This window comes from Chryseobacterium sp. FR048 (assembly GCF_056844665.1).
This window is the reverse complement of sequence record NZ_JBXDSE010000012.1, coordinates 122,033-148,442: the sequence shown is the minus strand read 5'-3', so window position 1 is coordinate 148,442 and position 26,410 is coordinate 122,033. Positions and strand designations below refer to the sequence as shown.

At 37.2% G+C, this 26,410-nt stretch carries 19 protein-coding genes; 9 read left to right on the top strand and 10 right to left on the bottom strand.

Annotated features, from left to right (window positions below):
- Positions 1–22: 22 nt before the first annotated feature.
- Entirely contained in the window at positions 23–1,930 is a 1,908-nt protein-coding gene (locus tag AC106K_RS25655; RefSeq protein WP_482448440.1) for a RecQ family ATP-dependent DNA helicase, read from the top strand.
- Between the two features lie 147 nt (positions 1,931–2,077).
- A complete protein-coding gene (fmt, locus tag AC106K_RS25650) occupies positions 2,078–3,028 on the top strand; it encodes a methionyl-tRNA formyltransferase (protein ID WP_482448439.1) in 951 nt (316 codons plus the stop codon).
- A gap of 176 nt (positions 3,029–3,204) precedes the next feature.
- Here fmt and AC106K_RS25645 read toward each other — a convergent pair whose 3' ends face one another.
- The 3 genes from AC106K_RS25645 to AC106K_RS25635 all read right to left on the bottom strand — a co-directional run bounded on the left by AC106K_RS25645 (position 3,205) and on the right by AC106K_RS25635 (position 6,070).
- Positions 3,205–3,786: a Crp/Fnr family transcriptional regulator gene (locus AC106K_RS25645; protein ID WP_482448437.1), complete on the bottom strand. Its 582-nt coding sequence runs from the start codon at positions 3,784–3,786 to the stop codon at positions 3,205–3,207.
- Between the two features lie 90 nt (positions 3,787–3,876).
- Complete coding sequence (gene ribB, locus AC106K_RS25640) at positions 3,877–4,998, bottom strand: 3,4-dihydroxy-2-butanone-4-phosphate synthase (RefSeq protein ID WP_047096626.1); 1,122 nt, start codon at positions 4,996–4,998, stop codon at positions 3,877–3,879.
- Positions 4,999–5,065: 67 nt separating this feature from the next.
- Positions 5,066–6,070 (bottom strand): LLM class flavin-dependent oxidoreductase, encoded by a 1,005-nt coding sequence (locus AC106K_RS25635; RefSeq protein WP_482448436.1) that lies wholly within the window; start codon positions 6,068–6,070, stop codon positions 5,066–5,068.
- Between the two features lie 263 nt (positions 6,071–6,333).
- On the opposite strand from AC106K_RS25635, the gene AC106K_RS25630 reads away from it, so the two are divergent.
- The 3 genes from AC106K_RS25630 (at position 6,334) to AC106K_RS25620 (ending at position 8,602) form a co-directional block, all read left to right on the top strand.
- Positions 6,334–6,720, top strand: coding sequence for a hypothetical protein (locus AC106K_RS25630; RefSeq protein WP_482448434.1), 387 nt, complete (start codon positions 6,334–6,336; stop codon positions 6,718–6,720).
- 69 nt (positions 6,721–6,789) lie between these two features.
- Complete coding sequence (locus AC106K_RS25625) at positions 6,790–7,521, top strand: hypothetical protein (RefSeq protein ID WP_482448432.1); 732 nt, start codon at positions 6,790–6,792, stop codon at positions 7,519–7,521.
- A 241-nt stretch (positions 7,522–7,762) separates the two neighbouring features.
- Positions 7,763–8,602 (top strand): M12 family metallopeptidase, encoded by an 840-nt coding sequence (locus AC106K_RS25620; RefSeq protein WP_482448430.1) that lies wholly within the window; start codon positions 7,763–7,765, stop codon positions 8,600–8,602.
- Between the two features lie 32 nt (positions 8,603–8,634).
- Here the strand turns inward: AC106K_RS25620 and AC106K_RS25615 are convergent, their stop codons facing one another.
- Positions 8,635–10,761, bottom strand: a complete 2,127-nt coding sequence (locus tag AC106K_RS25615; protein ID WP_482448428.1) for a helix-turn-helix domain-containing protein — start codon at positions 10,759–10,761, stop codon at positions 8,635–8,637.
- 82 nt (positions 10,762–10,843) lie between these two features.
- Here AC106K_RS25615 and AC106K_RS25610 point away from each other — a divergent pair, with 82 nt between their 5' ends.
- On the top strand, positions 10,844–11,296 hold the full coding sequence (locus tag AC106K_RS25610) for a hypothetical protein (protein WP_482448427.1): 453 nt from the start codon (positions 10,844–10,846) through the stop codon (positions 11,294–11,296).
- A 149-nt stretch (positions 11,297–11,445) separates the two neighbouring features.
- Here AC106K_RS25610 and AC106K_RS25605 read toward each other — a convergent pair whose 3' ends face one another.
- The gene (locus AC106K_RS25605) at positions 11,446–11,982 is read right to left on the bottom strand and encodes a gamma carbonic anhydrase family protein (protein ID WP_047096633.1); all 537 of its coding nucleotides are present in this window, start codon (positions 11,980–11,982) and stop codon (positions 11,446–11,448) included.
- 167 nt (positions 11,983–12,149) lie between these two features.
- Here AC106K_RS25605 and AC106K_RS25600 point away from each other — a divergent pair, with 167 nt between their 5' ends.
- The 3 genes from AC106K_RS25600 to hemH are packed head-to-tail and all read left to right on the top strand — an operon-like array spanning position 12,150 to position 14,609.
- Entirely contained in the window at positions 12,150–13,028 is an 879-nt protein-coding gene (locus AC106K_RS25600; protein WP_482448425.1) for a NifU family protein, read from the top strand.
- A 6-nt stretch (positions 13,029–13,034) separates the two neighbouring features.
- A complete protein-coding gene (locus tag AC106K_RS25595) occupies positions 13,035–13,565 on the top strand; it encodes an NADPH-dependent FMN reductase (protein ID WP_482448424.1) in 531 nt (176 codons plus the stop codon).
- Positions 13,566–13,580: 15 nt separating this feature from the next.
- Complete coding sequence (hemH, locus tag AC106K_RS25590; protein WP_482448423.1) at positions 13,581–14,609, top strand: ferrochelatase; 1,029 nt, start codon at positions 13,581–13,583, stop codon at positions 14,607–14,609.
- 81 nt (positions 14,610–14,690) lie between these two features.
- Here the strand turns inward: hemH and AC106K_RS25585 are convergent, their stop codons facing one another.
- From AC106K_RS25585 to AC106K_RS25565, 5 genes are all read right to left on the bottom strand, one after another.
- Positions 14,691–16,652: a M4 family metallopeptidase gene (locus AC106K_RS25585; protein ID WP_482448422.1), complete on the bottom strand. Its 1,962-nt coding sequence runs from the start codon at positions 16,650–16,652 to the stop codon at positions 14,691–14,693.
- A gap of 139 nt (positions 16,653–16,791) precedes the next feature.
- Positions 16,792–18,654, bottom strand: a complete 1,863-nt coding sequence (locus AC106K_RS25580; protein WP_482448421.1) for a glycosyl hydrolase family 28-related protein — start codon at positions 18,652–18,654, stop codon at positions 16,792–16,794.
- A gap of 26 nt (positions 18,655–18,680) precedes the next feature.
- Positions 18,681–21,770 carry a phage tail protein gene (locus AC106K_RS25575; protein WP_482448420.1) on the bottom strand — a complete coding sequence of 1,030 codons (3,090 nt, stop codon included), beginning with the start codon at positions 21,768–21,770 and terminating at the stop codon, positions 18,681–18,683.
- A complete protein-coding gene (locus AC106K_RS25570) occupies positions 21,767–22,183 on the bottom strand; it encodes a hypothetical protein (RefSeq protein WP_482448419.1) in 417 nt (138 codons plus the stop codon). Before AC106K_RS25570 ends, AC106K_RS25575 begins: the two co-directional genes overlap by 4 nt.
- A 5-nt stretch (positions 22,184–22,188) precedes the next feature.
- Positions 22,189–26,373 (bottom strand): AAA family ATPase, encoded by a 4,185-nt coding sequence (locus tag AC106K_RS25565; protein WP_482448417.1) that lies wholly within the window; start codon positions 26,371–26,373, stop codon positions 22,189–22,191.
- Positions 26,374–26,410 lie beyond the last annotated feature (37 nt).

The window sequence follows — 26,410 nt, the reverse complement described above, 5'->3', positions numbered from 1 at the left end:
ATACTTTCCTTATTTTTACAACATGATTACTCCACAGGATTTTCAAAAGCTAAAATATGATACTCTTAAGTATTTCTGGGGCTATACCGGCTTCAGGGATTCTCAGGAAGAAATCATCAATGCCGTAATCAACGAAAAAGACACTCTGGTACTCTTGCCTACAGGAGCAGGAAAATCATTGTGTTATCAGTTACCCGCTTTGCTGAAAGAAGGAACCTGCCTGGTAGTATCTCCCTTATTGGCCTTAATGAAGGACCAGGTCAATCAGTTGAAATTCCGAGGTATAGAAGCAGAATATCTGTCTTCTGAACTTGATGAATACGATGCTGAAGCAATTTACAACCGATGTAAAGAAGGGCTTACAAAACTGCTTTATATTTCTCCTGAAAGATTGACCAATACTCAATTTCTACAAAATATTGAAGAAATTGAACTGTCATTTATTGCAGTAGATGAAGCGCACTGTATTTCGGAATGGGGGCAGGATTTCCGTCCAAGCTATCAGAATATAAAAGGCTTCAGAAGCAGTAATCCTGAAATACCTTGCTTAGCTTTAACTGCTACAGCAACTCCCAAAGTACTGGAAGAAATTAAAAATAAACTGGAGCTTAAAAATCCAGCCGTTTTTCAGAAAAGCTTTAAAAGAAATAACATCAGAATCTTTACAGAAGAAGTTTCTGATAAATTTCAAAGGGTCTTCGATATTTTAAAATATAATAACGACTCGGGAATTGTCTATGTAAGAACCAGAAAAGAGGCGGAGCAGCTTGCTGAATTTCTGAAAAAAAATCAACTGAAAAATGTCGATTATTTTCACGCAGGTCTTACTGCCAAGGAGAAAAATGCGAAACAAACACTTTGGAACAATAGTGACAATCATGTTCTGATCTCAACGAATGCTTTCGGAATGGGTATCGACAAAGACAATGTCCGGTTTGTGATCCACTACTCCCCTGCCGCCTCTATAGAAAACTACTATCAGGAGATCGGAAGATCCGGAAGAGATGGAAAAGAAAGTTTTGCATTCATGCTTTGGAACAAACAGGAACTTTTGAATTTTGATCAGATCTTAAAAAATCAGATTCCCAATAAAGCAGAGTTTTTGAAAATTATCAGCTACCTCTACTCCATTTTCCAAGTAGCGGAATTTGAACTGCCGGAAAAAACCTTCCAGCTGAATGCCATCGGTATACAGAATTTTACAAAGCTGTCGAAAGCAAAGATCAACAATGTTCTCAACTTTCTGCACAACCAGGAGATCATTTATTACAACGACAATAAAAGCCTCTCCTCACTGGAACTTTTCATTAAATCTGATGAAATAGACCAATTGCCGCAGAAGGATGCTTATTTCATAGAGCTTCTTTTCCGTACTATATCAGGAATCACAACTCATAAAGTGATGTTCAGTGAGCAGCAAGTAAGCAATAAGATCAATGTTGGCATTCCTTTAATCAAAGAACGTCTGAAAGAACTTCAACAGAAAAATTATCTTGAATATATAGATGGTGCCCTGTCCAGTATCAAATTTTTGAAACCCCGTGATGAAAGAGCGGTGAGCAGCGCGTATTGGAAATTATTTGAACATATACAGAAAAATAAAATCCAGAAATGGGAAGAAATGAAGTTTTATACCGAAAACAGCAGCTATTGCAAAATGAAACTGATTCTTGCCTATTTTGGAGAGAAAAACTCGAAGAACTGTGGTCACTGCTCTGTCTGTGAAAAGAATAAACAATCTATTTTCGGAAAAAATATTTCCCAGCAGATCATCAACCTGTTGGCAAAGAAACCTTCTACTATCGAAGAACTTTCCATACAGCTCAGCTACCATTCTAAAGAAAACATTCTGGAAAACCTGATCTTCCTTTTAGATTCCGGAAAAGTAAGAATGCTGAACTTCAGAACGTATATGCTTAATCATGAGTAATCAGTAATGAGTAATGAGTAATCCCAATCGAAGTTAAAAACCCAATCATAAGGCCTAATATCTTTACTCAACACATACGCTCCCACCCTCTCACTCTCAAACCCTCAAACCCTCTCCCACTTCAAATCAAAAACTTATCTTTGCATCATGAAATCATTGAAAGTTGTTTTTTTAGGAACTCCTGAGTTTGCCAAAACTTCTTTGGAGGCTATCCACCAATCTCACCATCATGTTGTAGGAGTAGTAACGGTTGCTGATAAAGCCAGCGGACGAGGACAGAAAATTCATCAGTCACCTGTCAAAGTCTATGCTTCAGAAAATAATATTCCTGTTTTTCAACCGGAGAAATTAAGAAATCCTGAGTTTTTAGAAGAGCTTAGAGCATTGGATGCCGATGTCTTCGTTGTAGTAGCATTCAGAATGATGCCCAAAATTCTTTTTGAAATGCCTAAAATGGGAACATTCAATCTGCATGCTTCTTTGCTTCCGGATTACAGAGGAGCAGCCCCAATCAATTATGCGGTCATCAATGGAGAAGAGAAAACCGGAGCCACTACATTCTTTATCAATGAAAAAATTGACGAAGGAAACATCCTGCTTCAGGAAGAAATGGAAGTTTTATTGGATGAAAATGCAGGAAGCCTTCATGACAGATTGATGGAAATGGGTTCTAAGCTGGTTGTTAAAACATTAGATGGCCTGTCAGAAAATTCAATTGAAGAAAAGCCTCAGCCCCAGGTTGCAGAGCCTAAAAATGCCTATAAAATCTTTAAAGAAGATACCAGAATCAACTGGAATGCTCCTTCAAAAACGATTCACCAGTTTATCCTTGGAATGTCTCCTTATCCTGCTGCTTTCACTACTTTAAAAATAGGAGATGAAGAAAAAGGATTAAAAATATTCGGGGGAAGATTTGAACTTTCAGATCACGGACAAAATTCCGCAACACTGGAGATTTCAAAAAATGAATTTAAAATCTATACAGAAGACGGAATTTATTATCCACAGGAGCTTCAATTGGAAGGTAAAAAAAGAATGAATGTGAAAGATTTTCTGAATGGTTTCAGAAACTTTGACGAAATCACCCTTCTGGATTAAGATACAAAAGCAATTTTAAACACTTCAGTTCGCTTAAGAAAGCGTACAATCATATGATATAAGAAGTTCACAGAAGATTTTCAAGAACTTAACTGTACTTAATATCTATAAAGTTTGTGCCTTAAAAGTAACTGAAGTGTTTAAAAAATTGTGCCTTTTATGATTAAAACTATCAATTAAGTTTTATTAACGATCTTTCTGCGGATTCTGCTGATAAATTCCGGAGTAACGCCAAGATAAGCCGCAATCTGAATATTCGTAAGACGGTGAGCCGTTTGAGGATAATCTTTCAGAAAATCCTGATACCTTTCGTCTGAGGGTTTGCTCAGATTATCAATAATTCTACGCTGTAAGGCAATGATTGACCGCTGAAACTTGAGCCGCATCAGCCTTTCAATTTCCGGCATTTCCTGATAAAATCTTTCTTTATCCTTTTTTGAAATCAAAAGAATTTCGCTATCCTCCAGAGCCTGAATATTGAGCTTTGAAGGAATACTGTTGATAAAGCTGTCTATATCCGAAATCCACCAGTTTTCAACCCCGAAATACAGGATCTGCTCAACGGCATTGTGGTGGGTATGGAAAACCTTAAAACATCCCCTGACAACAAATCCTTCAAATTCACAGATGTTTCCTTCTTTTAAAAGAAAATCTTTTTTCTTTATTTTCTGAAGCTGAAAAGCATGACAATACCTATCCAGATGATCTTCAGAAATTTCTATATATTCCTTAATGTGTTTTTTTAAAGACTCAGTCATGATCTAAAAATAAAAAAAGGTTTAGAAAAATCCTAAACCTTTTATGTCTTATTGTAGATAGTTATTCGCCGTAAAGCCAATTACTATTTATTATAATTGTACCAACTCGGTAACCTCTACATCATATCCTCCAACCTGAGGCTTAATATTAGGGTTTTGAGTGATTACTTTAAATTTATTGATTCCCAGATTCTTTAAAATCTGTGTTCCGATACCATAATCTCTGTAGTTATATGCTAACGTAGGATGCTGCTCCTGTCCGTCCTGATAGTTCAGGAACTGCTGAAGTTTTCTTAATGTATTTTCAGAATTTGAAACGTTGTTGATAAAGATGATCGCTCCTTTTCCTGCTTCATTGACCATATTGGTTACTTTTTCCAATAATGGTTTTTCACCGTTATTCAATCTTGTCAATACATCGAAATAAGAATCGGAAGACTGTACTCTCACCAAAACCGGTTCATCTACCGTCCATGCTCCTTTCGTTAAAGCAAAGTGGATCTGATCATTGGAAGTTTCTCTGAAAGCATAAAAATCAAACTCACCATAGTGCGTTTTTACTTTTTTCTCTTCAAGTCTTTCAACAAGGTTTCCTTTTTTAAGCTGATAATGGATAAGATCTTCGATAGAAACGATTTTCATATCATGTTTCTGTGCGAGAACCTGAAGGTCCGGCAAACGGGACATAGTACCGTCTTCATTCATGATCTCACAGATCACTCCGCCTTCTTTCAATCCTGCCAGGTGGGTAAGATCAATTGCAGCTTCTGTATGCCCAGCTCTTTTTAGTACCCCTCCTTTTCTTGCACGAAGCGGGAAAATGTGGCCAGGTCTCATGAAATCTGTAGGCTTGGATTTTTCATCCATCAAAGCTAAAATGGTTTTTGCTCTGTCTCCTGCAGAAATACCTGTAGAAGTTCCGTTCCCCAAAAGGTCAACAGATACGGTAAAAGCAGTTTCTTTAGGATCGCTGCTTCTGCTTACCATTACTTCAAGCCCAAGCTCATCACATCTTTTTTCAGGAAGCGGCATACAGATCAGTCCTCTTCCGTGAAGAGCCATAAAATTAATAATTTCCGGCGTTGTCAGTTCCGCCGCACAAAGAAAATCTCCTTCATTTTCTCTGTCTTCATCATCTACTACTATGATTATTTTACCATTTCTAAGGTCTTCGATAGCCTCCGGAATAGTATTTAATTTAATATCAGACATCTTTACTTTTTATTTGTGCAAAGATACTCATAAAAATAAGCATCTGCCAATTAATATGAATGGTTTATTACGCTTTGGATAAAGACTTCACAGCTTCCCTGAAAATCTCGTAAGATCTCAGTCTTTTCTGATGGTCATAAATATGCGAATTGATCATCAGCTCATCCACATTAAATCTCTCCTGAAAGTCTCTCAGCTTTTCCTGTACCTCAGCCTGATCTCCTATAAAAGTATACCTTAGTTTCTGCAAAACCATCGATTTTTCCATAGGTGACCATATGTCATCCATATCATCTACCGGTGGTGCGAAAGGTTTTCTGTCGTTTCTTACAATATTGATGAATGCCTGGAATAAAGTAGTGGAAATTTTATGCGCTTCTTCAGAAGTCTCTGCTGCAACTCCGTTTACACAGGCAATGATATAAGGTTTTTCCGCATATTCTGAAGGCTGGAAGTGTTCTCTGTAGATTTTAAAAGCCATTTCCATCTGCTCAGGAGCAAAATGCCCTGCGAAGGCATAAGGCAATCCAAGTTCAGCAGCCAGCCAGGCACTATCTGTGCTTGATCCCAAAATATAAAGCGGAATATCCAGCCCTTCTCCCGGAATCGCACGCACCATTGCATCTGCATTCTCTTTGGAAAAATACCTTTGAAGCTCCAGAATCTGTCTTGGGAATTGTTCGTTAATTATTGCAGGATTTCTTCCTAAAGCCTGTGCCGTCAATCCATCAGTTCCGGGTGCTCTTCCCAACCCAAGATCAATTCTTCCGGGAAACAGGGATTCCAGAGTACCGAATTGTTCAGCAATGATCAGAGAACTGTGATTTGGAAGCATAATTCCTCCGGAACCAACTCTGATTGTTTTTGTTCCGTTGGCTATAAAACCAATTAAAACAGAGGTTGCAGAACTGGCAATGCTTTCCATATTATGATGTTCCGCCAGCCAGAATCTTTTATAATCTAAACCTTCTGCGTGATTGGCTAAGGACAGACTGTCCTGAAATGTATCATGAATGCTTTTCCCCTGCTTTACCGGTGCAAGGTCTAAAACAGAAATTTCAAAATTTTTCATATTGAGATGTTATTTTTTTAAAGGTGATGTAAAATCTCCTTCTTTCGGGTGGTATTAAAAACCATACAAATTTAAAACATCTGAATCGTATTAGTTACTTTTTGTAATTAATAGGATCTATTGGTAAGTTCAGGGAAAAACTATTGGAAATGATCATTTAGTTATTGGAGTACATATGAAACTTTATATGAAGAAAAAATTAAACGCTCTCTTAATTATTCATTATCTTTTCTATATTTGAATCACTAATAACTTATCAACTTATGGAAGAACAAGTAGAGTTCACACGAAGAATACTTACGGTCAACGATCTGCCTTTTGAATTATGGATCAATACAAACGTTATAGATGATCCGGAGAAAAGCACTTTTAGCTGGTGCTGGTATGTAGAACTACAAAAATTTGATGATGTTGAAAATGATGATGCCAACCTGCAGAACTTAATGGTTGAGATCATCCAGAAAATACTGAAAATTGCTGATATTAAAATCACCGGAATCACAGTTCATAAAAATCTTTACGAGATTATTTTCTATGCTAAAGAAGAAGATGCCACGAAAATCGCAGGTGAATTTATTGATATGCCTCATGAACTTGAAGACAGAGAAAATAGATTTATAAGGTATCATTCTAAAAGAGATCAACATTAGGATAATGTAAAATTATATTTTGATGTGATTACTAATAGTTAATGTGATAATTTTAATCTCCACAATTCTATGAAAAAAGTATTTTTAATTCTGTTTTCTATAGAATCTTTAATCTGTTGTACTTCTAAAAATATAGAGGAAGATACTTCTGGTAAAAATCCTGATTCAAAGTATTACACAAAATTGGATACGGTAGCCATCACCACAGAAAATGATGATACCATTAAGTATAGTAAAAAGAAATTCAATGAATTGATCGATAAACATCCTGAATTTGTCAATGATCTCCCTGAGAATCCTGACAGACTTTATTTTTGTTTTGGCAACAATGCAGAATTTGGAAGTGAAGCAGGACAAGATCAGTATTATACTTTATATACTTATTTTTTAAAACAGCGAAATGGAACTGAAAAATATACCGAGAAACGTAAGAAACTTACGGCTATTTTCTCTAATATCAATTCAATATTTGGCTATATTGCCTACGGAGGCACCTATTTTGGCCATCAGGGATACAGAATTCCAGCATATGCAGAATATTTAGTCTATCTGCTTTCACTTGATAAAGAAAAAGATACCGATCAGTATGATATTTCAAAACAAAAGAAACTTTATATCCAGACTTTAAGACAGATTATCGAAGATGAAAGTGCAATTGATTTTGAATCTCTGGGACAAAATAAAATTGACAGGATAAAAAAGATGCATACTCTGGTTGATGAAATTGATCACCTGATTACCAATTCATACGATCTTCGGTGTGCTCAATATTTTCATTATCAATATTATTCAAAATTTTAATAGCAGTTCTGCTATTTTCTTTGGCAGCATCAACAGGCAATTTGCCTTAGAAGTTTAAAATTTTTCCGACAATAAAAGGTTTTGACAAGCTACCGTCAAAACCTTTTTCATTTCTAAACTCTAAGACAGGTTCACTTCTATTCAAAACTTGTCAATAATATTTAAATTTTAATAAAATTAATTCATTAATAAGAGAAATATTTATTATATTCGTATTCACCAACCATTTTAAAATAATAATATGAAAACAAAATCTGAAGTATTTTTTTACACCAAGGCATCGGCCATTAAAATGATGTGTTTAAGCTTTATGGCAGTTGCCTTTCTATCTTCTTGTGATAAAAGCAACGATGAAATAGCAACAAATTCGTCTTCCCCAAAAGAAGAAGTCAGAAAAGGGCAGCTCAACGGACAGCCTATCACCTATGTCAAAAAGGACGGGCTGAATTTTTTCCAAGGTGACATTGTTCTTTCTGATCAACAGCTTGCAGAAGGGAATGCAGCCAATAAAGGCGGCGCCAGCTTTTCAAGATGGCCAGGCGGTAAAGTTTATTATACTGTTGCCAGTAATATGGGCTCTATTAACGCCAATAAAATCACCAGTGCAGTGAATGAGTATAATAGCAAAACCAACACACAGTGGATTCCCCGAACGAATCAGTCCAGCTATGTAGAATTTGTCTTCGGTAGTTCATCCGGATCAGATGGATGGGCTCATATCGGGTATCAGGGAGGAAAACAGACAATTTCTCTGGATCAGTACATTTCCGTAGGTTCCGTCATTCATGAAATGGGGCATACCGTAGGACTTTATCACGAGCATTGCCGTAAAGACAGAGATCAGTATCTGAGCATCCAATGGGGCAATATTCAGGATGGGCAGGCTTATAACTTCAATATTTACAGTTCGGGAACAGACATCGGTCCTTTTAACATCAATTCAGTCATGATGTACTGGCCTAATTCTTATTCTAAAAACGGACAGCCGACCATTAAAAGAGCCAATAACACCACTTTCACTTACAGCAGAACAGGCTTCACAACCGGAGATATTAATACCATCAATGCGATGTATCCTTAAAAGAAACCTTGATATAAAAAGAAAAGAATTCGTTATGAATTCTTTTCTTTTTTGTAGTTATAGTGATTGATCAAAATCCTGATCTCATTAAATTCAAAATTACTTGGCAGTGCATTCTTCCACTCGGTTAAAGTTTCGTGCGGATTTTTGTAGAATTCCGTTTCAAAAGCTTTGATCTTATCTGAGGTGATCACTCTCGAAATATCCAGTAATCCCTGCTCTGCAAATTTGGCAAGATGCCCGATCACGGTCTCTTTTACCAAACCTCTTTCCAGGGCAATTTCTCCAATGGTCTTCCCTTGTTCAAATAACTGGAACGTCAATACCTGGGACGGAACTTTTGCAATTTTAAGACTGATTTCCTTATCATTCTTTTCATCTAAAAGTTTCGTATCAAGAAGATGAACGTCTTTCAGGTTATTTAAATATTCTTCTATATCTTCCAGCCAGCTTTTAAATTCTTCGTTATACTGCTTCAAACCTTTAGCTCCTTTGATTTCAGCATAAAAATCTTTCAACGGATCGAATATTTTATTTCGGGTTTCTGTAAAGAAGAAATTAACCGCTCCTTTTGATTTGCTTTCAATTTCTGACCACTCTTCTTTCTGTGCAATAAAATTATTGACCTTCTGAAAAATCACACGCTCTAGTTTTTCAAAAATCTTTCCGAGATTTACAGCCTCATGTTTCAACTGAAGATACAGCTGTTTGGCTTTAACGTGGTCTAAATTTTTGGTAACAATCGAAAGATTATTCCATTCTTCAACTTCTTTTAAAAACCATAAACAATCTACCGTACGAAGTACTTTTCTGATGCTGTAGTCATACTTCTCCTGATTCAGAATGGCTTCCACATGGTCATTGGCCACAGTATCCGTATGGAAATGTCGAATCCTGTCATCTTTAAAGATCACTTCAGGAGTGATTTTTGATTTTAAGACAATCCCTTCCAGCGTTCTGCATCGGGACAAAGCGACATATACCTGCCCGGCAGTAAAACTTTTCCCGGCATCAATGATTACTTTATCAAATGTCAGTCCCTGGCTTTTATGAATGGTAACGGCCCAGGCAAGTTTTATCGGAAACTGTTCAAAGCTTCCCAGTACTTCTTCCTGAATGTTTTTATCGGTATCAAGGAAGTATTTTTTCTGCTCCCAGGTTTCCCTTTTCACAACAATCTCCCTTTCGCTTTCATCCAGAACTACCCGGATCTCATTTTCATCCAGACCGATAATTTCACCCAGCTTCCCATTAAAATATTTCTTTTCTCCGGAAACATCATTTCTGATAAACATGATCTGAGCACCGATTTTCAATTCAAGAAACTGCTCATTAGGGAACTGGTTTTCCTTAAAATCTCCTACAAGCTTCGCCTCATAGGTTTCGGCATCTACTTTTATTTCCGCCAGCTTTTCCTGATTGATCTCATCTGCCATCTTATTGTGAGAACACAGATAGACATACGATTCTTTTCCCATGTCAAAATCAGGATCATACCTTTTATTAAGGTGATCAAAATCGATATTGGCTACATCACCGTCACGAATCGCATTCAGAATCTCCAAAAATTCTTCATCAGACTGACGGTAAACCTTTGTAAGCTCAATGGTAACGATCGGAATATCTTTGATGGCATGGCTATCGAAAAAGAAAGGCGAGTTATAATACATTTTCAGAATATGTTCATCCCTCACCACCGGTGGCAGCTGATATAAATCTCCGATGAACAGCATCTGTACCCCACCAAATCTTTGGTTATTTCTTCGGATAAACCGTAAGGAAAAATCCATCATATCCAGCACGTCAGCCCTCAACATGGAAACCTCATCAATAATAATGATCTCAACTTCTCTTAAAAGTTTGAGTTTATCTTTTCTGTATTTGAAATGAGGCATCAGATCGGCAATATTATTTGCCAAACTGGTATCTATCCTTTCTGTAGTAGGAAGAAAGGTTCTCAACGGCAAACCAAACATGGAGTGGATGGTAACTCCCCCTGCATTGATCGCAGCAATTCCCGTAGGAGCCACAACAATATGTTTTTTCTTTGTCCGCTTTACAAAATCATTAAGAAACGTCGTTTTCCCCGTCCCGGCTTTCCCGGTCAGAAAAACACTTCTGCTGGTATACTCTAATAAGTCAAAAAAATGATTGTTCATCGTTGTCAAAAATACGGAAATGAATTTGAATTTCTTACCTTGGCATAAGTTTTGAAAATTCTTAAAAAGAAAAAAGTCTACTGTGAAAAAAATTTTACGATCTATCCCAGCCTTAGTATTATGTACTACAATGAGTCTGGTTTCCTGCAATACATCGAAGAATCTGAATACCAATCTTCCTGTAGATATTGCCAACAGACCCGCTGATGAAGACAGCCAGAAGTATGATCAGGCTCAGCTGGATAAATTAAAGGCATCTATTGAATCTGAAGTAAACGGATTGGAATGTAATGATGCAGGCGATTGGGCATTTACGCCAATGGGAGCAAAATCATGCGGCGGACCTCAGCAGTATATTGCCTATCCTAAAAAAATACAAGCCTCTTTCTTAGCCAGAGTCAATGACTATACGGATAAAGTAAGGGTTTTTAACGAAAAATATAATATCATGTCCGATTGTGCGGTTATTCCCACTCCTACTTCTCTCAAATGTATCAAGGGAAAGATCAGACTCATCACCCCGGACAAAGATTAAAAATAAAGCAAAGGTTCCCTATCAAATCGAAAAACGCTCTGTCTCAGGACAGAGCGTTTTATGTATATTCTGATCAATGTCAATGATCAACTTTAGTTCAAAAAAATTGATAAGCCAGCAAATTGGCTATTGATTCACCCAACAACAGATTATAACTGGTGATCTTTTACATTTTCTTTATACCATGAAGAGTATTTCACATAATTATCTGCAATTCTGTTCACTTCTCCTTCCAATAACTGAGCGTTAATATCTTTAATTTTTTTTGCCGGAACACCACCCCAGACTTCTCCGGATTTAATATGCGTTCCCTGAGTCACCACTGAACCTGCTCCTACGATAGAATTTTCTTCCACTAAGCAGTCATCCATCACGATTGCTCCCATTCCGATAAGAACGTTGTCTTTGATCGTACATCCGTGAACGATAGCATTGTGCCCGATAGAAACATTATTTCCGATATTCAAAGGGTGTTTCTGGTAGGTACAGTGCAGCATGGCATTGTCCTGAACATTTACTTTGTCCCCCATTTTAATGTAGTGAACATCTCCTCTGATCACAGCATTATACCAGACGCTGCAGTCTCTTCCCATGGTAACATCACCAATAATAGTAGCTGTCTCCGCTAAAAATGTGTTCTCTCCGATCTGTGGTATTTTCCCTAAAAGTTCTTTTATAAGTGCCATAGTTTTAATTTGAAAATTTGAAAAATAAGCTCATTTGAAAATTACGATTTTTTGCTTTTAATTTCCCGCATCTAACTTCTAAATTATAGCGATAGCAAAAATCTAACTCTCAATTTCCAGCTTCTAACTTCTAATGCGTATTTTTGTATCTCAAATTTAACGAAAAAATGCGTACCGTACTTATAGAACCAACCGAAAACCCGAAAGTGATGAAATTTGTTGCAGATTACAACTTGATTCCTGGGTCTTTAGAGTTGGACAGAAACTCAGATATTTCAGAAATTCCTTTAGCTCAGGAACTTTTCAATTATCCGTTTGTAGAAAGAATTTTCATTACAGCCAATTTTGTTGCTGTAGCTAAACAGGATACTATTGAATGGGAACATGTAGCGGAAAATCTGAAAAATGCAATTGAGGATGAATTATTGGCCAACCCAAGAATTTACCTTCAGAAGAAAAAAGAAATGTATCAGATCTATGCTGAGATGACTCCGAATCCTAATGTAATGAAATTCGTTTCAAGTAAATTACTGATGGATGGTTTCGTGGAAGTAAAGTCGAAAGAAGCTGCTGAAGAAGTTCCTTTGGCACTGGCTATTTTTAACGAGTTTGATTTTGCAACGGAAGTTTTCATTTCTGATAATTTCGTAGCCGTTACAAGAGACAATTCTGTAGAATGGCACCAGGTGATGATGACTGTTCGTGCACTGATCGCTGAATACCTTCAAAATGGAGGAGAAATCGCAAAAATTGAGCCTCAGAAGCATGAAAACCCGGTTGAAAAAATCATCAACAGAGATTATACGGAAGATGAACAGAAGATTTCTGACATCTTAAATGAATATGTGGCTCCTGCAGTGGAAAATGATGGTGGAAAGATTTCTCTAATGGAATATGACCAGGAGAATAAAACCGCAAAAATGCTTTTACAGGGTGCATGCTCCGGCTGCCCAAGTTCTACGGCTACGTTGAAAAACGGAATTGAAAATATTTTAAAACAATTCGTTCCGGATCTTGTAGAAAGAGTGGAAGCTGTAAACGGATAATCAACCATGATGATCTCTCCCAAGAAGATACTGATTATTGTCGGAAGTGCCACAAAGAACTCCAGCAATCAGAAACTTATGGAACAGGTATTGGAAAAAAATCCCGATATTCATTTCCTGATGTATGATGATCTTTCGGTTCTGCCTCACTTTGATACTTCTCTGACGGATGTTGATACACCGGAAGAAGTAGTGAAAATCAGAGAAAATATTAATGATTCAGCGGGGGTAGTGTTTTCTACTCCGGAATATATTTTCAGTATTCCAGGCAGATTGAAAAATTTACTGGAATGGTGTGTTTCCACCCATGTTTTTTCCGATAAACCTGTTGCAGTGATTACAGGTTCTGCCAGCGGAGAAAAAGGTCATGAGGAATTGTTATTGCTTTTAAAAACACTTGGGGCAAAAACGGATGATAAACATCAGCTTCTAATAAAAGGGATAAAAGGCAAATTGGGGCCGGACGGCTCGGTGGAAAGTAATACCTTTGCCAAAGTATCAGAATTAGTAACAGATTTTACCACTTCTGTTTCATAATTAAAACATAAAATATTGAATAGTAAAGGAATTTTATTGGTCAATCTCGGATCACCGAGGTCTACGGCTGTAAAAGATGTAAAGGAATATCTTGATGAATTTTTGATGGATGAAAGAGTGATCGATTATCGTTGGATCTTCCGTGCTCTTCTCGTACAGGGAATTATTCTGAAAACAAGGCCTGCCAAATCTGCCGAAGCTTACAAAACAGTTTGGACAGATGAAGGATCGCCACTGATTGTCATTACTGAGAAAATTCAGAAAAAACTTCAGAAACTGGTTGACGTTCCTGTGGAAATCGGGATGAGGTATGCTGAACCAAGCATTGAAACGGGTATTCAGAAGCTGGTTGATCAGGGAATTTCAGAAATCGTCCTGTTTCCTTTATATCCTCAGTATGCAATGAGTACCACGGAAACCGTTATTGAAAAAGCTGAAGAAGTAAGGAAAAAGAAATTTCCTCAGGTGAAGATCAATTATATCCAGCCTTTCTATAACAGGGATATTTATATCAACTGTCTTGCAGAAAGTATTAAGGAAAAGCTTCCTGAGAATTTTGATGCCCTGCAGTTTTCCTACCACGGAGTTCCGGAAAGACATATTTATAAGACAGATCCCACCAAAACCTGTAATCTTAATGATTGCTGCTCCAGAGATGATAATCCCAGCCACCAGTTCTGTTATCGCCATCAGTGTTATAAAACGACACAGCTTGTGATTGATCGACTGAATCTTCCTAAAGAAAAAACCATTGTTTCTTTCCAATCAAGGTTGGGAAAAGATAAATGGATAGAGCCTTATACTGACGAAACATTGGAAACCATTGGTAAAAAAGGAATAAAAAATCTGGCCATTGTATGCCCGGCTTTCGTATCTGATTGTCTCGAGACTCTGGAAGAAATTTCTGTAGAAGGTAAAGAACAGTTCATGCATGGTGGCGGTGAAAACTTCCATTATATTCCTTGTCTGAATGATGAAGACCGATGGATTGAGGTTGTAAAGACACTTTGTGAGGAAAAACTCAATGACTTTTATTTCGTATAAATTTTCTTTGATTCAAAATAAAACAAAAGGCCGTAAGACAATACTTACGGCCTTTTTGTTAAAATATATTAAAAATTTGGTTTACTTTTTAATCAGGCTTCCTGCCTTTTGCCCGTTGACCATCACAATGTATACTCCCGGAAGAATACCAGAAGGAATCTGAATTTCCAGTCTGTTCATTCCGTCAGTCATATTCACTTTTTCAGAAATTTCTCTTTTTCCTGTAAGACTAATCAACTCTATCGCTCCTCTTCCTGCTTTTCCTTCAAAGCTCACCGTAAATCTGTCTGTTGCAGGATTAGGACTTATCGTATAAGGAGAAACATTATCTACAGCTGCTGCCATAAGTCCGGCAGGAGAAGTTCCCCCTCCTACTCCTACGGCATTCCATGCATTGGTAACCTGGGTCACTTCGTTGCTTCCTGCTCCATAAAGATCTGCTGCCGCCTGAAGCGAGTAAGTTCTGGTATTGGCATAAGTAGAAGTAGAAGTCAGGTAAGTAGTCAGGGTACGGTAAGCAATTGCTCCTGCTTTATCTAAACCTATTCCTGAAACATTATAGGCAAACCCGTTATCATTGGTTCCTGAACCTCCGGTTACCAATAAATAATACCAGAAATTCAACACTCCGGAATTGGTATGAACTCCACAATAGTCATTGGTGGTCTGCCCCGGAACAGCACAGCCTGTAGTGGTTGCATCTTTCCAGTAGGTTCCTTTATAAGTATCCGGCTGACGATAAGCATTAGGATTAGACATATCCCGGATTACATAACTGAAATCTTCACCTAATGTCCAACTTGCCTTGGTAGGTCTTGCCCAACGTTCTATCGTATTTCCGAAAATATCAGAAAATCCTTCATTCAAAGCTCCCGGCTCTCTCTGATATACAAGATTAGCGGTCTTGGTAGTCAGCCCGTGTGTAATTTCGTGACCGCAAACATCAATAGCTGTTAAAGGTTTTCCTCCATTCGTTGTAGGACTTCCATCTCCGTAAAGCATTCTCGATCCGTCCCAATACGCATTGAATACATTATTTCCGTAATGCACATACGACTTTATCGCAAAGTTATTGTTGTCAATACTCTTTCTGCCATACTTGGTGTAATAATAATCCAATGTCATCTCAGCTCCCCAATGGGCATCGGTGGCATATTCATCTTTATTGGTATTCACATTATTCCAGACATTATCGGTATCTGTAAAATCTACAGCTCCGGATAAGCTGGTACTTTTTTTCGCATTATAGGTCTCTACGGCTGTACCGGCATTTCTTCCTGTTTCTCTCAGTCTGTAGCTACCGTTATAAGAGTCTGTCGTGATATTCCGGCTTCCGCTATAAACTGTTGTTGCCGTTCCCGGTGTATTCACTTCATGGATAATAGCATCTGTACCTAAAACATTTCCGTTTTTAGCATCTACAAAAACATATTGTCTGCTGAGTGGTTTTTCCGAGTAAATATCAAACTTATAAGCTAATTTTAAATCTTTTAATTTTTCATCGGAAGGATCTGAATAATACACCAGCTCTCCTTTCGGGGCAAAACTGGCATCTGCATTATTGGTTTCTCTTTTCACAAAATCTTCTTCGTCTTTGTTTTGCCATTTGTATGAATCAGCTCCTACAAATGACAGAGCACTTTGCAAAGCTACATCTTCAGAGATATTAGCTTTCTTTTCAGCGATCTTTGGTGTTTTAAGGATCCATGAACCGGACTGTCCTACAATTTTACCGTCTCTGGTCTGCACTGCCATCATTCCGTATTCTACAGGAATATCATTGATGGTTTGCTGAAAACGATGGGTTTCAAATCCTAATTCATCCTTTTCATGCCCCAACTTACGGCCCTGCCCCGGAGAAAGTCTCTGAGAAGCTTCATCAAATAAAACAGGACTTCCCTGAAAAGTCGGCCCGTTTTTTTCAAATCGCATAAATTCTGCGTGTAATCCGTTTTTAGCCGGAGCAATTTTCGATGGGGTGTTTTGTCCAAAAACAAAAGAACAGGCAGCAACACTTGCCACTAAGATAAATTTTGCTTTCATAATAATATTTTTGTTTTGATTGTGAAAACGAATTTATAAACTATAATCGCGAAAACATAATATCCCAATTTTGAAAACATAACATCCAATTTTTTCTCAAATTTAAAAAGCCTTCCCAATTCAGGAAGGCTTTTTAAAATCATGAATACTGAGCTGTTTTAATAGATCCAACATTGTTGACACCAATATTTATATTTGGATTATCAACATACGTGGTTGATCCTGTCGTTCTCACATTTGTCGGAAACGGGTAAAAGTGTGGAGCGGTAGAGAATCTCGTAGCACCAGATAGTAACAAGTTTGAACCTATATTCAGAATTGCGTTGGTTATTGTTCCGGTTCCGTTTCCTCCGTTTCCAAGCATGCAGTCTCTGATCACAGAATTACCTTTACAATTGTCTATTTTGTAGACGAACCCGCCTCTAATACCTTCAGACCAACAATTGTTGAAAACAACATCGACACCCTCACCTCCGGCAGAAATGTTTTTAGCATGCACCCCTCCTGTTGTTTCGTCTCCGGAAGTTCCACTATCCTCGAAGTTACACGAATTGAAAACGAAGTTTGAACCTCCGTTCAATTCTACACATTTTTTCTTCGCATTTACGAAGTACAATCTGTCGTATTTGATAAGGTTGGTTCCCATGCTTCCGGTAACATGATCAGTTATCAACGATATGTTACCACCAGAGAAATATATATCAGAAATAGTGTGATATAGACCACCAACCATCTTAATACCATACTGTGGTCCACCTTCAATCAAACAATTAGATATTTTAAAATCAAATGTGTTGTTAATATACACTGTGCCCTGAGTGGTATTTTTACCATCTATCAGGAGATCAGATATAAGTCCTCTATTTACTCGACCATCTGGTAGGACTATTATGTATCTTGCAGTACTACCCGGATCGGTTCTTAAAATTGTATTTGTATCTCCTGCTCCCGTTAATGATGTATTAGGTTGTAGTATTATCTCGTTTACTTGGAATATGCCCGGCGGAAACTTAATGACCCTTTGCACCGTTTTTTTCGACTCGTTTTCTATAGCCTGATTTATAATATCGGTATTTTGGGCCGCTGAATTACTTTCTTTCACCCCTAGCACTCCAAGGTCTAAAATGCCGGAATATCCCGATCCTAAAGATTTAATTGTCTTCATTACAGCATCCTCTTCAACCGGAAGATTTACTTTTGATTGTTTTTGCAACACAGCTCCATTCAAAGGGCGGGAATATTTATAATATGCGTACTGATCATCCAGATTGATTTGGGCAACTCCATTGACGATAATACCAGACTTTAAAACGTCGAATGTATTGTCCGCTCTAAATCCGATCCACCAAGAAATAGTTCCGCCATATTTATCCATATTTGGTGCTGTTATTTTGAGGCTCGATATACCTGCCAGACTAGCTGCGGACATTTCGCCCCAAGCTCCGCTTTGCTGAGCTTCTCCAGCCGCATTCTGATTTAATATGTAGCCTGCATATTCTGTTGAAGGAAATGGCATTGTTTGCCACGGGCCCGGGCCTTCAGGATTAACAAAGCTATCCAATGCCATTAACGTTTTGTCCCAACGATCCGCGGCGGCTTTCATTGTTGATGCTTTTTGATCATCATTAGGATTATAGGTATTCGTAAGGGGGAAGTCTGGCATTGTTTTCTTTGATAAAGAAGGTACACCATTAGTAACTCTGATTCTGATCTCTAAATAATCATCAAAATCCTGGAGTGTAATTGCTGGCAATGCGACTCCGTTTATGATATAAATACCGGCTTCATTCGGATTAAAAGTATAGCTTCCAGTTGTAGGGAAGTTATATGACTTTGGTAATTCTCCCAGATACGAAGTTCCAACTATGGATGTGAGCTTATCTTCTAACTGTACTTTTGAATATGTACTACCTATTAGATTTAAATCTTGACGATCCAGTGTAGCCACATTTTTAGGGCTGACGGATTCTGTTACGTTTATTTGCATGTTTACGCCTGACATGGTTTTTGTTTTATAATTTTGTTTTTTTATCCTACTAAAATTCCTTTGATAAAATTTAAGTTCGTTCCTCCAATTATTTTAGTGCCAGTAAATCCATCCTGCCACCCAATAGCATTATCATATACCCTTATACCTCCTTTTCTTATTCGTAAGGCTACATTATCACTGCCTTTATCTATAGATATATAAACTCCTGTTTTTCCAAAAGAGGCAGGTTTCTCATTACGGATGTCGATACTTGCCTGACCATTACCACTGGATAAGAGCATTGCCATTCCATTTTCCTGAGCAAATCCGTCCTGTTCTCCAAGCCATACATATCCCATTTTAGATATAATCCCATCTGAATAAACGCTGAAGCCTTTATCTCCTGTTCCGAACCAGCCAGAAGTCGCCGTTATTTTACCAGTAAATTCACCATCCGTTGCTTTTACATATCCTTCGATATGTGCATCACCAGCGTACAATTTCCCATTTCTGTAGAACCTCACTTTTGCCTGATTTCGGTTTGCATACGTAGAACCTCCCCATAAAAATACATCATCCACTGTGCCTTCTCCAGTAATACCTGCATTTGTTCCGGTTTCATAATTACCCAGAAGCACTGTTCCTGTAGCAATAATATTCCCATAGATGGAAGTAGTCAGGAAGTTTGTTTTCTTTTCAACCTCTTCAATTTTCAGATCTGCATCATATTGAGACTGACTGTAATCGGTAGGTCTATTACCAATTTCCATTTTTGGCTTTTGCATTTGAACCTCCTCTCCGGATGGGTTCTTTACAATTTTTATCTGAATATTTTTATACTTGTTTAAAAGCGTTTTAAATGATACCCAAATACGTTCTAAAAACCCTTTTGTTTTAAATTCTTTTTGCGCCATCACCTCATAAGTATTTGTATTGTTATTTTTTCCAATGACAATCAATAAAGCATCAAAAATGCTAGTTGAAATACAGTCTACAGACATTGTAAAAGGAAGTTCCTGATTAAGATACCTTCCCTTTGCCTCAAGCATATCATAATAATCTCTCTCCTCAATAGTTCCTATCAGAAGATTTTCTCCACCAATGAAAATCTGATTATTGATTTGTTCAAAGGCAATTGAGTCGTCTGCAAATTCAACATCTGCATGAATTTTAATTTTATCCTGTTGTATATCAATAAAGCTTCCGCCGAATGGTGATGATATTTTACCAATGGATAGCTCTGCCGGGTTGATCATACCAAAACCATGAGTCATTTTTATCTGACGGTAACCATCATTAACTGATGATAAGACACCCGCTTCAAAAAAATAGTAATTGGGATCACTATCAATCTTCAATTGTTCCTCTGTAATCACGACAGAGGCTATTGAGCCTTGTTTCTCTGCTTTTATGAATATATAATTGAAATTATTCGTAATATCAGTTATAATATTCTCTGTTAAAAACCATTTCCTTGTTCCATTTTGTTGCAAACCAAAATGAACGACCTCTCCAGAGGTATAGGAAACTGATGTTAAGGTGTTCTCAACAAAGAATTTCACATATGGCATAGCAAAAGCCTGCATAGGACTTCCTAGGGAAATCATTTTTGTTTCAATGGAAAGTTTTCTGATATTTTCAGGATCAAAATATCCATCACTATCATAGGTTTTATCAAACATTTCCCGTGCAAAATAATATGACTGTCTTGCCAGTTCTGTATTGAATTTAGTATTCTTAATGATTCCTGAAAGAGTATTGCTATTATTGATCGCTGTTCTTACCACACCTGGTAATGAACTTACTTCAGCCATATCAAACTGTACATCATATTTATTTTGCAAATCTTTTGTTACACCTGTCACTCTTATATTATCATCCAGTCCAAAAGCTTCATCAATAAAATGAACTGAAAAACCAACGTTAATATTGATATTATTAGTTTTAAAATAAAGAGGATCTGATGTCACAAAATACTGGTTCCTTATGTGAGAGTTCTTATCCAGGTATTCCTGAGCGGCAATTTGTAATTTTGCTTCTGCATCATTAACATATGCAGAAGGCATCATTATATCGACTAAAATATACTTATCCCCAACAGCAGGGCGGATCATATCAGATGGAATCTCAAGCGTTTTCTCATCTTTATTGATAAGAAGTGTAAATGTTTTTGTAGTTGAATTGAATCCAGATTCCCGGATCTCTAAAGTATAACCTGCCAATTGTCCGGTTTGAAAGATCACTTTTGCTGATATCCCTTTGATAAGAATTGTAGTATTTCCATTACTGTCCGTTGAGTTCAGATCAAAAGGTAAATTCTGATCTGTGAAAATTAAAGGATTTGAACTATCAACAGCTGTCACAACTCCTTCATACTTTGGAAAGATCTCTTCAAAGGTTTTAGTCTGCTCAATTACTTTATATATATCTACATTCTTCTCAAGATATGGAACTGGCATTCTCAATTTTTTCTGGCCATTTCTATAGTTTACAGGAAGGTTTCTGTCACTTCCAACAGCGTAAATACGCGTCACCAGGTTAAAGTCCTGTAATTGAGATCTGCTGATATTTTTAAGCCCTTTCCCTTTACCATATTTAAAAGTATATCCTGAATGTTGATCTCTTTTTGTAAAATGAATGGACTTGTTACCATCTATCCAGAACTCAAGATCAAAAGCCTCTGCAATTACATTGAGAGCTGAAAGACAGTTATGTCCTGAAAAATCTACCTGTTTATGTTCGGTATCATCCACTACTCCTTTAACCCAGCCTGACTGTGTTCTATTAGCATTCGATACCAAAAGATTTACCAATGTTTCTGCATTTGTAATCAAATTAAATTCTGGGACGGTAAGATCATTATTACTATCATACTGGAAAAACTGGACATCGGCCAGATTATATTTTACTCCGGCAAATTGAAGGTCATACACATACTCACGAGATGAGTTCTTTGTGTAAGAAGGATCAGAAATCAGATAATATGTATTATCGTATACATTAACTGTATCTCCGATCTGGAAGCTGAGTTTTTCCGTCAATGTAAAAGACATACTGATCAGTTCTTCTCCCATTAATTTAGTAGAAACCTTTCCTTCAGCTCTTACACTTGCAATAATATTTGAATCTCGTTTTATTTGATAAATCATGATTTTACGTCTAATGTTAAAGTAAATTTCACCGCTACTTTAGGAACATTTTTTAAGCGTTTACTTGCTTTTTTGAAACCTGATGTTTTCTTATAAAAAACCTGATAGGTTTTAGAGTGGTCCTCAATAAATAAATTTTGAAGACCGGGTTTTGTAATCTCAGCAAAAAATGCATTGTAACAATTCCAGTACTCAGTATCATTGGAGACTATGAAAATACAGTTCAGGTTTACTTCTTTGTCTTTAAATCGCACAAGTTCAAGATCTGTTTCTGTTCCGTTCTCTTCTCGCCAGTCATTGCTTAAGGATTCCTTTCTTTCCGGAAATTCCAAAAGCTCATGAGTTCCGGTTTGTATTACGAGCTTATAAATGCTCAGTAAATTTTTATTATTGATTGTATCTAAAAAAGCCATGATGATTAAGGTATTATTCCAGCTGCTTGAAGGGCATTATAGTGCTTTGTTTGGCCCTCCACAACCTTTTCAACGTTGGTGTTTACATCTTTTATTTTGTCTGTATTCTCAGCAGTTCTACGGGTATTCTTTTCAATGTCCACCTGTAATTCTACCATTTTACTCAGCCGGGAAAGCTGTTGAGCGCCGCCGGATTTTAGAATCTGGTTAGTCTCCAATTGTGCAAGCCTCATTCCTCCTAACTGTCCGCTCATAGTGTCAGCACTCTCCTGAGTCATGGAACGGAAAGCTCCCTGAAGGGAGTTGGCATTGTTTGTACTCGTTGTTAGATCTACTCCGGCCTCATTGATAATATTCATATACTCTTGAGACTGCTTCACAATGGCTAGATACATTTCCTGAAACTTTGCTCTTTCATCAGAGGAAAGAATACCATCTCCCATCATATCTGCTAATGCATCCTGTAACTTTTGAATTTCAGGCTCTATCACTTTTGCTGATATTCCTGCCAAAATGGCTTCACGTAAAAATCCCTCTATATCATTAGCAAAGTCTGCAAATGTTTTCTTACCTGATTTAAGCCCCTCTTTGATACTATCTGCTAAAGCTTGAGCGGTGGTTCCGGATAGAGTATTTTTAAGTTCAATCTCCAATTGTTTATTGAGTTCCTGAATGCTACCATATTCATCCCTCAATTTTTTCAATTGCTCAAAAGCCGTTTTAGCAGCTCCAGTAAAGGGATTATTAGCGTTTATTTGTTCAAGTTTATCAAAAAGTTCATCCGTTAACTCTACCTGACCGGGTTGAAATATTTGAATACCACCTGCACCCCAAATGCCGGGAGCAGCCTGGTAAGAACCAATTCCCAATAATTCTGCAACTGTTTTTAATTCTTCTACAACCCGGGTTTTCTTACCCATGCCTAAAAATCCACCATACTTTTCAGTGTGCATTCCTGCTACTGTTTCAGCTCTTAGTAACTTATTAAAAACCTCCTGCTGATCTTTAAGCACCTGAGCTGTATTTTGTTTATTGGCAGCCATTTGCTCCTTTATGTTATCAACACGGGATTTATATAGATCATTGAGCTTTATTTCATCAGCAATCCTCTTACGTAGTTCAGCATTATAATCAAGCTGGCTCTGGAAGATTTCTTCCTGATATTTTCTCATTTCTTCCTGGGCCTGTCTTTCGCTTTCCCTTGCTCTTTTACCCATGGTGAAAAGCTTGCCTACCCATTTAATAATGGAGGCTACAAGAGATACTATACCTTCTATAAGCCCTTTCTGAAATGCCCCAATAACACTGGAAACATCTTTACCAAGTTCAGATATTGTCTGTAGAGTCTGAGTCAGTGCTGAATTACTGTCATCGATGGCCTCACTCATGTCAGAAAATGAACCTGCTATATCAGAAGACCAATCAGCAATTTTTTGGAACTTTTCCAAATTAATATCTCGGAGCTTTTCATTCACAAAAGAAAGTTCATCCAGTAAGGCAATAATTAAATTATTTTCAACAACCGTCAGTGCATTACCTTTACTTTTCAAACTATTAATATCTTTTAAAATCTTTGCTTTTCGGTCCAGAAGTATTTTTTCATCACGATTCACTTCGTTTGTACTGGTTAATGATTCTATCTTCTGTACTTCAGACATAAGCTTTTCTCGCTGTTCTTTTGTAAGAGAAATTTCACTACTTAAAAACTCTCTCAAAGTCTGAAGCCTGCTTTTTAATTGGTTGGTAGTAATATTTAAAAGATTAGCGCTTAATTCCTCTTCCATCCGTCTTCTTTCAAACTGAAATGAAGTAATGCTTGCCAGTTCTTTGTTTTGCTCACGTTCTAATTCTTTCAGTAAATTGTTACGGGTATCTGATCCAATATCTTCCCTTTTCTCTATACTATTTCTTAATGTTGCATATCTATTAGTAATATTGTTTTTTTGAACTTCAAAATTCTGGTGACCTACAATAAATTCAGCGACCATACTTTTCAGATCATTTCTCTTTTGGTCAATTTGTAAATCCAGAAAAGAGTAAAAACCTTTATCAACATATTCGTTGGTAAGTTCATCTCTTTGTTTTACCAAATAATCTATTTGTTGAGAGATTGTAGGGAGTTCCTTTAGCTGTAACTCTGTTTTTTCTGAAAAGAGGTCAAATTCATTTTTTTCGCCTGATAGCTCACTTCGTTTAAGTGTGATAAGCTCCAGTGCTTTCTTCTGTTCTTCAGTTAATACACCACCATTATTGGTGATACTCGTTAATTCACCTTTTTTATTATCCAGCCATTGATAGAATGATGCTCCTTCTGCTCGTAAAGAAGAGAACTGTTCTTTTGCTGCTTTGGTTCCAAACTCCCTTTCATACTGATAATATGTTTTCCAGCGTTCTTCAGTGTCAGATACCGTTTCTGTAAGATTTTTGTATCTGAGCTTCCTTTCCAGTTCATTATACTTAATCATTAAGGCTGCTCTTTGATCCATTGCCGTTTTTTCTGATACAACTATATTAGTTGCATATTGCTTCCCATACTTATCAATAGCACGAAGACGAACCTCACCATTTTTTCCCATACGCTGTAAAGCACCATCTAAAAGCATAATCTGTTGCTGTAGTTTCATCATGCTTTCTGTGTCAAAAACCTCTGCAAGATCCTTTGGTTTTTTCTCTTTTTTAGGCTTAGTTTCCTTTCCTAAATTTTCGCGGAAACCATACTTTTTATAAATTTCATCTTTTCTTTTTTCAAAATCTACAGCATCACCAATAAATTTTTCATATTCTTTTTTAGCTTTGCCAGATTCCTCATGCACTTGGTTTACATATTCTTCTGTACTTTTTCCTAATACCCCCATTTGCCACCATTGACCAATATTTTGCCCTATGGTAGGATCTTCAAGTTTTTCATTTTCTTCCGAAAATTTAACTAGGTATTCCTTGAATTTTTCTGATGCAAGCTGCATTGCCGCTGCGGCCTCAGCTCTTGCCATCATAGATTCAACAAATGCAGTTGTGTTACGAACCAAAACATTTTCAGCATCGGCTACGCTTGTTACTTCAACCCCTAATTTTTTAAAGGCATCCTGATTTCCGTTTATAAACTTTTGTTTTGACTTAAGATCATCTGCAAGTGAATTCCATTGTATTTGTAGTTTTTTATAAGCAATCATCTGCTCTGCTGCTGAATCAGCTACAGCTTCTGAGTGCTTCTTTTGTGCATCTGCTATTTCTTTTTGTTCAGCCTGATATTTTTCAAACCAGACCATGACAGCAGCGATAGCGACAGTTAACCCCAATGTTAATGTTGCCAGAAGAGCTTTCGATGCAATATTGGCGGCATTTGCAGAAAGTCCCCAAGTAACCAATGAAGCGGAAACCCTGGTATTCGCTGCAACATAAAAATTTTGAACGGCGATCAATGCTCTAACTGCTGCAGAATTTCGATTATTCAATACTTCATTGATCTCTTGTAAACCTATAGTAATAGCCATTAAAGACTGAACTTTTAGCATAATACGTTCAAGGTTCTCATTTTCTCCAGCAAAGAGCCCCATGGTTCCTTGGGCTACGGCGAGACCGGAAGACATCAAAGTAAGAAGTCCTATAAATGCGGAAAATGAATTTCTAGAGGTTTGATCAAGATCCTCATTTAAGCCCCTTAATGCTTCACGGTAATTCTGTACACTTTGCAAAAGCGATTGATATTCCTCGCTTGAGGTTTGTCCGGCAAGTGCAAGCTCTTTTAACCTTGCTAACTGACTTTCATATTCATTTGAAAGCTGTTGAGCTGCATTTCTATTACTATTATAGGCAGATTCCACTTCTTGTAATGCCGTACGTTCAGCATTCAATTCAGATTCCAAAGCTCTTGCCTCCACAATCAATGCTGCTTGTGCAGATCCAGGAGCCAAATTTTCAATATTTTTATATAGCTCTTTGATCTGATTCTCCAACTCCTTTATTACCTGTTTTTGGATCTGAATATTCTCTTTATCAATTCCAAAGCTATCAAAATCAGCATTTAATGTATTAACAGTATTTCCAATATCTCTGAGGTTCTGATTAAAATCTCTACTCCCATTAGTAGCAGATTGTTGTTCTTTACTAAGTTGAGAAAATTTATTTTTCAATTTGTCTAATGCAGCATCAGCTTCCTTACCACCAGCAAGGAACTTCTGAAACTCATCCATAAACTCTTTGGAGTTCCAGTTCAATTCTACTTCTATT

Coding starts and splice junctions, on each gene's coding strand:
- AC106K_RS25625 (WP_482448432.1), top strand. CDS start 6,790: ATGAAAAAAGTATTTTTAATTCTGTTTTCTATAGAATCTTTAATCTGT.
- AC106K_RS25655 (WP_482448440.1), top strand. CDS start 23: ATGATTACTCCACAGGATTTTCAAAAGCTAAAATATGATACTCTTAAG.
- fmt (WP_482448439.1), top strand. CDS start 2,078: ATGAAATCATTGAAAGTTGTTTTTTTAGGAACTCCTGAGTTTGCCAAA.
- AC106K_RS25595 (WP_482448424.1), top strand. CDS start 13,035: ATGATGATCTCTCCCAAGAAGATACTGATTATTGTCGGAAGTGCCACA.
- AC106K_RS25580 (WP_482448421.1), bottom strand. CDS start 18,654: ATGTCAGGCGTAAACATGCAAATAAACGTAACAGAATCCGTCAGCCCT.
- AC106K_RS25585 (WP_482448422.1), bottom strand. CDS start 16,652: ATGAAAGCAAAATTTATCTTAGTGGCAAGTGTTGCTGCCTGTTCTTTT.
- AC106K_RS25615 (WP_482448428.1), bottom strand. CDS start 10,761: ATGAACAATCATTTTTTTGACTTATTAGAGTATACCAGCAGAAGTGTT.
- AC106K_RS25565 (WP_482448417.1), bottom strand. CDS start 26,373: ATGGATGAGTTTCAGAAGTTCCTTGCTGGTGGTAAGGAAGCTGATGCT.
- AC106K_RS25575 (WP_482448420.1), bottom strand. CDS start 21,770: ATGATTTATCAAATAAAACGAGATTCAAATATTATTGCAAGTGTAAGA.
- AC106K_RS25600 (WP_482448425.1), top strand. CDS start 12,150: ATGCGTACCGTACTTATAGAACCAACCGAAAACCCGAAAGTGATGAAA.
- AC106K_RS25605 (WP_047096633.1), bottom strand. CDS start 11,982: ATGGCACTTATAAAAGAACTTTTAGGGAAAATACCACAGATCGGAGAG.
- AC106K_RS25635 (WP_482448436.1), bottom strand. CDS start 6,070: ATGAAAAATTTTGAAATTTCTGTTTTAGACCTTGCACCGGTAAAGCAG.
- ribB (WP_047096626.1), bottom strand. CDS start 4,998: ATGTCTGATATTAAATTAAATACTATTCCGGAGGCTATCGAAGACCTT.
- AC106K_RS25620 (WP_482448430.1), top strand. CDS start 7,763: ATGAAAACAAAATCTGAAGTATTTTTTTACACCAAGGCATCGGCCATT.
- AC106K_RS25570 (WP_482448419.1), bottom strand. CDS start 22,183: ATGGCTTTTTTAGATACAATCAATAATAAAAATTTACTGAGCATTTAT.
- AC106K_RS25630 (WP_482448434.1), top strand. CDS start 6,334: ATGGAAGAACAAGTAGAGTTCACACGAAGAATACTTACGGTCAACGAT.
- AC106K_RS25645 (WP_482448437.1), bottom strand. CDS start 3,786: ATGACTGAGTCTTTAAAAAAACACATTAAGGAATATATAGAAATTTCT.